Source organism: Pseudonocardia sp. ICBG1293, assembly GCF_020131355.1.
Taxonomy (GTDB): domain Bacteria; phylum Actinomycetota; class Actinomycetes; order Mycobacteriales; family Pseudonocardiaceae; genus Pseudonocardia.
Window position 1 is genome coordinate 1 of record NZ_JAHLEL010000018.1, and the last position, 9,547, is coordinate 9,547.

The 9,547-nt window shown below is 65.2% G+C and carries 9 protein-coding genes and 2 pseudogenes; 8 read left to right on the forward strand and 3 right to left on the reverse strand.

Annotated elements, in window-relative coordinates; translation table 11 throughout:
* The first annotated feature begins 278 nt into the window (after nt 1-278).
* The 3 genes and pseudogenes from KPF47_RS10790 (at nt 279) to KPF47_RS10800 (ending at nt 3,589) form a co-directional block, all read left to right on the forward strand.
* Nucleotides 279-1,545, forward strand: a pseudogene (locus KPF47_RS10790) (IS256 family transposase).
* Between the two features lie 104 nt (nt 1,546-1,649).
* The gene (locus KPF47_RS10795; RefSeq protein ID WP_224388607.1) at nt 1,650-2,534 is read left to right on the forward strand and encodes an IS5 family transposase; all 885 of its coding nucleotides are present in this window, start codon (nt 1,650-1,652) and stop codon (nt 2,532-2,534) included.
* A gap of 215 nt (nt 2,535-2,749) precedes the next feature.
* The gene (locus KPF47_RS10800; RefSeq protein ID WP_224386569.1) at nt 2,750-3,589 is read left to right on the forward strand and encodes an IS5 family transposase; all 840 of its coding nucleotides are present in this window, start codon (nt 2,750-2,752) and stop codon (nt 3,587-3,589) included.
* A 31-nt stretch (nt 3,590-3,620) separates the two neighbouring features.
* On the opposite strand, the pseudogene KPF47_RS40790 reads toward KPF47_RS10800, so the two are convergent.
* The 3 genes and pseudogenes from KPF47_RS40790 to KPF47_RS10815 form a co-directional block, all read right to left on the reverse strand.
* Nucleotides 3,621-4,213 (reverse strand): annotated as a pseudogene (locus KPF47_RS40790) (plasmid pRiA4b ORF-3 family protein).
* Nucleotides 4,191-4,607 carry a helix-turn-helix domain-containing protein gene (locus tag KPF47_RS10810; RefSeq protein WP_224388609.1) on the reverse strand — a complete coding sequence of 139 codons (417 nt, stop codon included), beginning with the start codon at nt 4,605-4,607 and terminating at the stop codon, nt 4,191-4,193. The pseudogene KPF47_RS40790 and the gene KPF47_RS10810 overlap by 23 nt, the downstream one beginning before the upstream one ends.
* 266 nt (nt 4,608-4,873) lie before the next feature.
* A complete protein-coding gene (locus tag KPF47_RS10815; protein WP_224388612.1) occupies nt 4,874-5,869 on the reverse strand; it encodes an acetylserotonin O-methyltransferase in 996 nt (331 codons plus the stop codon).
* 360 nt (nt 5,870-6,229) lie between these two features.
* On the opposite strand from KPF47_RS10815, the gene KPF47_RS10820 reads away from it, so the two are divergent.
* The 5 genes from KPF47_RS10820 to KPF47_RS38580 form a co-directional block, all read left to right on the forward strand.
* Nucleotides 6,230-6,655 (forward strand): hypothetical protein, encoded by a 426-nt coding sequence (locus tag KPF47_RS10820; protein ID WP_224388614.1) that lies wholly within the window; start codon nt 6,230-6,232, stop codon nt 6,653-6,655.
* A 143-nt stretch (nt 6,656-6,798) separates the two neighbouring features.
* Nucleotides 6,799-7,158: a hypothetical protein gene (locus KPF47_RS10825; RefSeq protein WP_224388616.1), complete on the forward strand. Its 360-nt coding sequence runs from the start codon at nt 6,799-6,801 to the stop codon at nt 7,156-7,158.
* Between the two features lie 1,020 nt (nt 7,159-8,178).
* The gene (locus tag KPF47_RS10830) at nt 8,179-8,994 is read left to right on the forward strand and encodes a cyclopropane-fatty-acyl-phospholipid synthase family protein (RefSeq protein WP_224388618.1); all 816 of its coding nucleotides are present in this window, start codon (nt 8,179-8,181) and stop codon (nt 8,992-8,994) included.
* 219 nt (nt 8,995-9,213) lie between these two features.
* Nucleotides 9,214-9,432 carry a 6-carboxytetrahydropterin synthase gene (locus tag KPF47_RS40795; protein ID WP_374108826.1) on the forward strand — a complete coding sequence of 73 codons (219 nt, stop codon included), beginning with the start codon at nt 9,214-9,216 and terminating at the stop codon, nt 9,430-9,432.
* On the forward strand, nt 9,357-9,547 hold a 191-nt coding region (locus KPF47_RS38580), incomplete at its 3' end, for a 6-carboxytetrahydropterin synthase (protein WP_255659493.1). The genes KPF47_RS40795 and KPF47_RS38580, both read left to right, overlap by 76 nt.

Sequence of the window (9,547 nt, forward strand, 5' to 3'; positions counted from 1 at the left end):
CCGTCGGGGGTCAGCAGGGCCACGTCCCTCGCAAGGGTGACGACCCCTCCCGGTCCCGCCCGACACGGGCCCCGTCACGCTATCAGCGAACACGCGCCTATAAATTTCTCGTGAATACGAGCCCAAGATACAGAGTGTCACCGATCTACTGACACTCGTGAACGCCAGACGAGCACCATTCACTCGACCGGGGACTGTCTGAATAACGGTGGGTGGGGTCCGGCCTGATCCGGAAGGAGACGGCCGTGGCTGACACGACCGAGTTGTTGGACGACGCGATGATCGATCCCGTGACGGGAGAGATCATTGATCAGAAGGACCTCGCCGAGCGCCTGCTGACGCAGGCGAAGAAGCAGGGCGTGAGCCTCGTCGGCCCGGGTGGGCTGCTGAACCAGCTCACGAAGAACGTCCTGGAGACGGCGCTGAGCGCCGAGCTGACCGAGCACCTCGGTCACGAGCATGGTGAGACCCCGCTGGGGGCGAACATGCGTAACGGCAGCCGGACGAAGACGGTGCTCACCGAGATCGGCCCCGTGCAGATCGAGGTCCCCCGGGACCGGGACGGGTCGTTCGAGCCGGTGATCGTCCCCAAGCGCAAGCGCCGCCTGGACGGCATCGACCAGATCGTGCTGTCGCTGACCGCGCGTGGACTGACGACCGGGGAGATCGTCGCGCACTTCGACGAGGTCTACGGGGCGAAGGTCTCCAGGGACACGGTCAGCCGAATCACCGAGAAGGTCACCAGCGAGCTCGCCGAATGGGCGAGCAGGCCGCTGGATGTGCTCTACCCGGTGATCTTCGTCGACGCGATCGTGGTGAAAGTCCGGGACGGGCAGGTCCGCAACACCCCGTTCTACGTCGTCATGGGCGTCACGACGAACGGAGAACGCGACATCCTCGGCATCTGGGCCGGCGACGGCCAGGAAGGCGCGAGGTTCTGGCTGCAAGTGTTCACCGAGCTGAAGAACCGCGGCGGCGAGGACGTGCTCATCGCCGTCTGTGACGGCCTCAAGGGTCTCCCGGAGGCGATCAACACCACCTGGGAGCAGACAGTCGTGCAGCAGTGCATCGTCCATCTGATCCGCAACAGCTTCCGTTACGCCGGACGGCAGCACCGCGACGCGCTCGTCCGTTCGCTCAAGCCCGTCTACTCGGCCCCGTCCGAGCAGGCGGCGAAGGACCGGTTCGAAGAGTTCGCCGCCGAGTGGGGACAGCGGTATCCGGCGATCGTCCAGCTCTGGCGCAGCTCCTGGGCGGAGTTCGTGCCGTTCCTGGAGTACGACGTCGAGATCCGGCGAGTGATCTGCACGACCAACGCGATCGAGTCCATCAACGCGAGGTATCGCAGAGCCGTTCGAGCGCGTGGACACTCGAGCGCGTGGACACTTCCCCAACGAGGCCGCGGCGCTGAAGTGCCTCTACCTCGTGACCCGCTCGCTTGACCCCACCGGCGGAGGCCGGGCACGCTGGATGATGAGGTGGAAGCCCGCGCTGAACGCGTTCGCGATCACCTTCGCCGCACGATTCGAGAGAACCACTCACTGAAGAGCGTCCGGCAGTAGAGGTGGCCGTGTGTCGGTGTTGGTAGAGACACGGACCTGCAAGTGATCATGGGATTGCTGATGTCCTGATGGTCGCCTGGAGGGTCCGTGCCTCTATTGCCAGAATCGCTGATCGACCCCCTCTGGGTCGAGTTCGCTGCCCTGATCGAGGCAGAGCGGCGCCCGGAGTTCGACCCGGCCCATCCGTGGGGCTGTCACCGTCGCCGGATCTCTGATCGGGTCGTGTTCGACCACGTCGTTGCCGCTCTGGTGCACGGTAGTGGCTACGAACGCATCGCCACGCCGGGTTGCTCGGACCGCACCATCCGCCGCCGTCTCGATGACTGGGCCACCGCGGGAGTCAGCGAGGAACTGCTCCGCACCGCGCTGGCCGGTTACGACCAGATACTCGGCCTGGATCTTGACGATCTGGCGGTCGACGGATCGATCACCAAGGCACCAGGCGGAGGCGAGGTGGCCGGCCGCAGCCCTGTCGGCCGCGGCAAGCAGGGCACGAAACGGTCCGTGGCCTGCGATGACCAGGGCATCCCGCTGCACCTGGTCGCGGCGCGAGCCAACGACCATGACTCGCCCCTGCTGGAACCGACCTTGACCGGCATCGTGACGATGATCGGCCCGCTGCCCCGCCACCGCGACGCCCACGGTGGTGATCTGTTCCCGACCGTGCACCTGGACCGCGGCTATGACTCCGGCAAGACCCGTACTCTGCTGCACACCCTGGGCTTCACCGGCGAGATCGCGACCACGGGGGTCCCGGCTCCGATCCAGGCAGGACGACGGTGGCCCATCGAGCGCACGCACTCCTGGATGAACGGCTACGGCAAGCTGCGCCGGTTCACCGATCGCCGGAAGATCATCGTCGAGTTCTACCTCGACCTCGCCGCCGCGCTCACCGTGATCCGCCGGCTGATCAACCGTGCCCGCAGCCGCTACCGCTGGACAACCCGACCCACGACCCGTCGACTCCGATAACCATCAATCGCCGGACGCTCTAAGAGGTCGTTTCAGAACGACTTGTCGAGTTTCCATTGACCCCTCGACGACAGATCAAACGGCAGGTCAGATAGCCGCTTGTCGTCTACAACAGACACGTCGACCTCGTTCTGAAATGACCTCTAAGAGGTCGTTTCAGAAGTCGGCGTGTCGGTCCTGTGTGGATCGGCGCTGGTAGCTGATCATGTCCGGTCGTGGCGCGGCGATCTTGTGTCGAGCGATTGGTGAGCGACGAGCTGTGGGCGCTGGTGGAGCCGCTGCTGCCCAAGCCGCGCAAGCACAAGCGGGGACGGACAGGCCGTCCGCGGGTGCCGGATCGGGCCGCTCTGGCCGGGATCGTGTTCGTGCTCAAGACCGGGATCAGCTGGAACGCGCTGCCCGCCGAGCTCGGCTGTGGGTCCGGAGTGACCTGCTGGCGGCGGCTACGGCAGTGGCAGCAGGCCGGGGTCTGGGCCCAGCTGCACCGGGTGATGCTCGACCGCCTCGCCCAGCAGGGCCTGCTGGACTGGTCGCGGGCGGCGGTGGACAGCGTGAGCGTGCGGGCCAAGCGCCGCGGCGAGGCCACCGGGCCCTCGCCGACCGATCGCGGGAAGGCGGGCAGCAAGTACCACGTGCTCTGCGACCGAGGCGGGCTCCCGCTGCATGCGCTGGTCACCGGGGCGAACACCCACGACAGTCGGATGCTCGCCCCGCTGCTGGACACCAACCCCGGCGTCCGCGAACGGGCGGGACAGCCGGGGCGTCCGCGACGTCGGCCGGACAAGGTGCACGCCGACAAGGGCTACGACTATCCCCGCTGCCGCCGCTACCTGAGTGGGCGTGGGATCGGGGTGCGGATCGCCCGGCGCGGGATCGAGGACTCCACCCGGCTCGGGCGGGTCCGCTGGGTCGTCGAGCGCACCATGTCCTGGCTGCTGGACTTCCGCCGCCTCGCGCTGCGCTACGACCGCGCCGAATCCACGATCACCGCGCTGTTATCGCTGGCCTGCGCCCTGATCTGCCACCGCCGCCTCACCAAGCCGAAGCCGAAGTGATGGTCGACCCAGCCCTCGCTGAGGCACTCGCCTACGAGGTCGGGGCCAGCGGCCGCCAGGCCAGCCACTCCAAGGCCCGGTCGGCCTCGTCAGGGTCGAAGCGGTGCGGGTCGAACGGCCCGCCCGCCCACTCCAGGCGCTCGGCGCGGTCGGGATGGTCAGGGTCGGCGAGCACGGCCTGGAAGTCCTCATACCCCCGATCCCGCCGACGTCCTCGGGCGGGCACGCCCCCTGCCCGGCGACGCATCGCGGATAGCACACTCCCGGCTCGACGGCCGCGACCGCCTCGACGGTGATCTCGTGGGCCCAGTTGTCACCGAAGTCGTAGACGTAACCGAACCGGTCACCAGCCTTGACCAGCCGAAACAGCTTCTCTTTCGTCTCGTCGGCGACATCCTGTCCGGGCCAGTCCGGGTCTGGGATCCCGTAGCGGCGCCCGACGATCTCGAACTCGTGCAGATGAGAGTTCGTCCAGCCCATCACTGACTGCACCACCTCGTGCAACACCGCCAAGTCGACCTCGCCCGGCACCTGCACCCGACGCCGGACCGCCGGCACCACCTCGGTCAGGACGATCTCCAACTCGAAAATCTTCGTCTTCTCAGACACACGAGGCGCGACCATCAGCCGATGCTGCCAGCCCCGCCGTCACCGGCAGAACCGGGCCCACCACTTCTGAAACGACGTCTAAGCGACCCGCGATCGAGGCCGGGGACCAGCCGATCTTCAACAACCCGGTCACCACCGCCTGTAATCGCGGTGACCGGTCCACCGCGAACCTCTTCGGTCGGGCCCGCGCTGCGCGCGCGGCTTCCTCGGCCGGACCTGCCCGGTAGTCCTCCCGACCGCCGTGGCGGGCGACCTCACGAGAGATCACCGACCGATCCCGACCCAGCACCTCAGCGATATCACACAACCGCCAGCCTGCGGCCAACCCCCGCGAGATCTTCTCCCGATCAGTCAAAGTGAGCACTTCCCGCACGTCATGATCCTGTTCTCCACCGAACAACAAGATCAAGTGCTACGACCGCCTGAGCGCGCCACTATCAGAGTCGGATGCAAATACCCAGCGCCATCACTCCGAATCGCCTCGCCGCACCGCTCCTGGTCACAGCGCCCCACCAACGGGCCTGTGCAGTGAACAAGCACTCCGAGCCGGCGGGGGAACCTCACCAGCGTTCGGCCAACGACACGACATTGTCCGGAACCCAAAGCCCCGGACAACAAAGCAGCGGGTCGCCCGACCAGCAGCACCGGCCAGCAGATCGCCCTGCCGCTCGGGGTTCACAGAACGGCCTCCACGATGGAGTACGGGGTCGAGGTCCCGACGACGCGCTCGACGGTAAACCCGGCCCCGTCGAGCAAGTCCCGATAGTGCTGTTCCGTGCGTTCCTGACCAGGAAGAAGCCCGAGCATGGTCAGGTCAAAGATGCCGGCCAACCCAGAGTCGGTGGCATCAGAGGGCAGCAGAGCCTCGATGACCAGCAGCCGGGCACCCGACCGGGCAGCGCGCGCGATCGTGGTCAGGATGCGATGACTCTCTTCATCACTCCAGTCATGAAGCACATGAGCCAACACATAGACATCCGCAGCAGGGACAGCAACGAAGAAATCCCCGCCGACAACCTCGACACGATCAACCAGGCCGGCCGCGGTCAACACCGGAGTGGCGGCAGGAGTTGTGGTCGGGAGATCGAACAGGATCCCCCGCCGAGAACGATCGCCCCGGTCACGGGTGAGCAGCTCGACCAACAGGCTGCCATCAGCACCACCGAGATCAGCAACCACACGCCCGGGCGGGAGCCGATACCCCTCGAACATGCCCGCCCGCAGACCTCGGGTGATATCAGCCATGGCCTGGCTGAACAGCTGCGCCCGGTCAGGATCCCGGTGAAGCCACTCCCAAAACGGCGCACCGAGATACCGCTCCCCACCAGGGGTATCGGTCCGCACGCTGTGACCGAGCTCGGAGAACGGCAGATAATTGATCTGCATCCACATCCGCACCAGCCGGGCCTGCGAAGCCGGATGAGTCTCCGACAACAACGCCCCCGCCTCGGTAACCCCGAACCGACCGGCCTCATCGAGAGTGAGCACCCCCACCGGAACCAACGCCCGCAACAGACGAGCCAACCGATCCGGCCGAGTACCCGTCCGCTCCGCAAGATCACCCACCGTGGTGGGGCCTTCCTGCTCCAAGCAGGTGGCAACCCCGGTATCGACGACCACGAACAGCGCCTGAGAGATCTGGAACCCCGTCGACAACTGCACGATCAGCATGCCCGGCGACACCATCGACATATCACAGCGTGACGACATACCCCGCCACTGTCCTCACCCCAGCGCAACATCACCAGCCGACATTCGAAGGACACCCCGCCGCCGAATGCTCCAGTGAAGCTGCACCCGGTTGGCCCACGAGCACCTACCAGGCAGACCAACCGCTACAGGCTGTCGACGGCACGGTGAACTGACCCCTCGCCACCCCGCCCGCCGTCAGCGACCCCGAGCCAGCCGACCGTCGCCCTCGGCACGCTATGGGCTGCAGACCCAACGGCCTGGACCCATCCCAACAAGTCAGAGACACCCCCTGGTCAGGTTCGGCGTAGCATGCCGGGGGTGTCCGATAGGTCTGATCCGATGGGCCCCGATGACATCCTGGTCATCGCCGCCCAGGAGTTCACCCTCCGCGGCAAGGACCTCTACCAGGCCTCGTATGCGTTGATGAGCTACTTCTCCGGCCACTGCCGCCGCGGAACGATCGCCGACGGCTACGCCGGACCCGCACAGCTCCCACCCGCCGATGCTCCCTACGACCCCGGCGACACCGGCGGCAACATCCTCGCGGTGCGGGTCGAGGTCATCGCCGACACCCTCGACCGCGGCACCACCACCGCGATCGAGGTCATGCACCGCGGCTTCGACACCCTCGGACGGGCGCTGCCCGACCAGTACACCGCCGATGAGATTCAACTGTTGACGATCGCCATCGGCGGTGACGCACTCACCGTGTCCCACCTGGACCGCGATACCGCCTACCGCCGCGCGGGCAGCACCGAGCCGTGAACCCCCATCGACGGGCGTAGTCGTTTCGTGGCTGCCGGACGGCTGTTCGGTGCCGGTCTCATGAACACCCCGATTGTCACCCGTTCGGGTAGTAGCGTGCGGTGTGTCCGAAAGATTTCGCACGTGAAGGAGAGACGCTCGTGGTGAAAAAGACCGGACTCCTCACCGCCACCACTCTGGCTGGGCTGTTGCTGGCCGCCCCGGCCGCGTTCGCCGACACCGATGATCACCGCGGCAAGCCCGGCGGGGGCTCTGGTGGTTCTGGTGGGTCGGGGGATGTGGTGCAGGTCAACGAGATCGACCAGAACCGGGAATCGGCGCAGTCCGGGCTGGTCAACGTCGGCGACGTCAACGCCCTCAACAACGCCAATGTGCTGTCGTGCAGCCTCAACAACGCTGATATCGCCGCCGGGGTCCTCGGCGCCGCGAGCAACGGGACTGACGCACCCAGCAGCTCCGAGTGCTCACCCGGATCGATCGCCCAGAACAACACCAACAACTGACTCTCGACGCCCCTGCAGGGGCGCGCACCGCACCAGGCCGGCGCAGCGATCACGGTGACGACGGTGGCGGCCTGACCAGGCCCGGTGTCGCTTTCCCATAGCAGCCGGCACACGCCGCCCGCAGGGCGGCGGGACACTTCCGGCGAGGGCCGGGGACGACCCGCTCCAAGAGTGAGCCTTTGCCAACCTGGTCAGGTGTTGGCGATCATGAGGGTCTGAACTGCGGGCCCGGTTCGAGCTCAGCAACTCCCCGACCACCGCGTCCACCGCCTCCCGGATCTCCGCCGGCGGGGCGAGTCGATCGAGAACCATCCTGATCCGCCGCGCCAAGGTCGTCCGATCGGCTGGATGGATGAGCGCTGTCGGTGTCGGTTGCAGCTGTGGGTCCACCCGGTACCACGCCCACGGCCCCGCGTACGTCTGACCGCCGGGATTCTTTTTCTTCTTCTCGTAGCCCAGCGTAGAACGTGCACGGTCCAGATCTGCTTCATCGGTCTGCCGCTCTCGTGCTGGTCGGCTCGGTCGGCGTGTGCTGATGGGGAGTTCGGAGAGGGGGGTGCCGAGCGCGACGGCGTAGGGGCGTTCCTCGATTCACCGATCCGGCCTCCGCCGCCCAGCCGGGCTGGCCCGCCCCACGGGACGGCCGGGGCAACCACGGCACGGAACCCGGCTCCATCGGTGGTCTGGCCGATGACGCCGAGCGCGGCGTTCACGCGAGCGGTCTGCGCGCTCCGGGTGTCCGCGGTGAGCAGCGCTGACAGCGCTCACGCCCTGGCCGGGCCCAGCCTCGCCACACCCGATGTCGTTCCAGGAACGACGCGATACTGCGCCCTGACGTGAGTTGGTGGCACGGACACGAATAGATCGTGAACTGCGCCGCACCCTCACTACGCCATCATCAATTTAGCGTAAATATCGCTCGGGGCAGTATTTTTGATGTTGCTCTACTGCTCTACTCATTGAGCGAGATCGGGCTCTTTAATTCCGCCCAGACATCGAGTTGACCGGAGTGAAAGTCGAGTGACGAGCGCAGTAAACGACGTCGCCAGTTTTTATGATCGTTGGACTGATTTCATCACTGCAGCATGCGGTGACAACATTCATCTCGGCTACTGGGGCGCCTCGGGTGCCACGCTGCCGGCCGCGACAGCAGCTATGACGGATCTCGTGATCGATGCGCTCAGAGTGACGCCTGGTGATCATGTGTTAGATGCGGGCTGCGGGACGGGGCGCGCCGCGCTGGATCTTGCCAGGAGCGCCGACGTGACCATCGATGGAGTATCTACTAGTTTTCGTCATCTCAGCACGGCGAATACTCTAGCGGAAGATGCTGGGGTAGCGGATCGAGTACGTTTCTGTTACGCGGACGCCCTCGACCTTCCGTATTCTGATTGCTCTTTCGATGCGGCATGGGCGCTGGAATCCATGTCTCACGTCGGCAATAAATCTGCTTTTGTGCGTGACGTTGTGCGCGTCTTGCGACCGGGCGGGCGTTTCGTGATTGCAGACATAGCACTGAATTCTTCTCCGCAAAATTCAGCCCAAAGACAGTCCATCGCTAACTTTCAGGCCGCATTTCGGATCCCTTCTCTCGAACTCGTGGACTACTACTATGCGATCCCGCACTCCGCAGGACTTCAGATACGCAGCGTTGTGGACATAGGAGATCAGGTGCGGCCGAGCTATTCAGCGATCGCTGCAGCACTGAAGGCTGCACATCACCGATTTTCCGATATCGTGGGGGTTCGCGAGTTATATAACCATCTGCAGTCGATCACGGCCTTCGCACCACTTTCAGCGTATGTGCTGGCAGTGGCTGAGCGGCCGCACCGGTAACGGTGCATGGGTGATTATCACACCCTTCTGGGCATCTTTATTTTGGGGGAATACCTCATGTGTTCGCATTCTACTTTTTCAACTCCGAGGTTCCTCGATACCCAACCATACGGAGGGGGCAGTCGATGGCGGTGGACGACGACATGACGTGTATCCAGCCGAAGCATTCCAGTCCCAGTCACATCTGAGCATACCCACTCGCCGGCGGCGATAACTGAAATAGCTAAGCGCTGGACATTCGACGCGGCGCATCATCTACCTGACCATCAGGGAAAATGTCGTCGGCTGCACGGTCACACCTACAGTGTGGAAGTGACGGTACAGGGGGCGGTGCAGCCGATTCGGCACCGTCGGATGACGGGATGGTCATCGATTTCGGTGAACTGTCCACGATATGGAAGACCGAGGTCGAGCCTCTTCTTGACCACCAGGATCTGAACGACACCGTAGGCAGCCGGGGTTGCTGGCCGACCACGGCGGAGAATCTCGCTCACTGGATCGGTGAAACCTTCACGACACATGGTGTGGCCGTCGCGGCCGTCTCGGTATGGGA

What these genes read in the sequence shown, in the direction of transcription:
- KPF47_RS10815 (WP_224388612.1), bottom strand. Translation starts at nt 5,869, where the DNA reads ATGCTGATCGTGCAGTTGTCGACGGGGTTCCAGATCTCTCAGGCGCTG.
- KPF47_RS10820 (WP_224388614.1), top strand. Translation starts at nt 6,230, where the DNA reads ATGGGCCCCGATGACATCCTGGTCATCGCCGCCCAGGAGTTCACCCTC.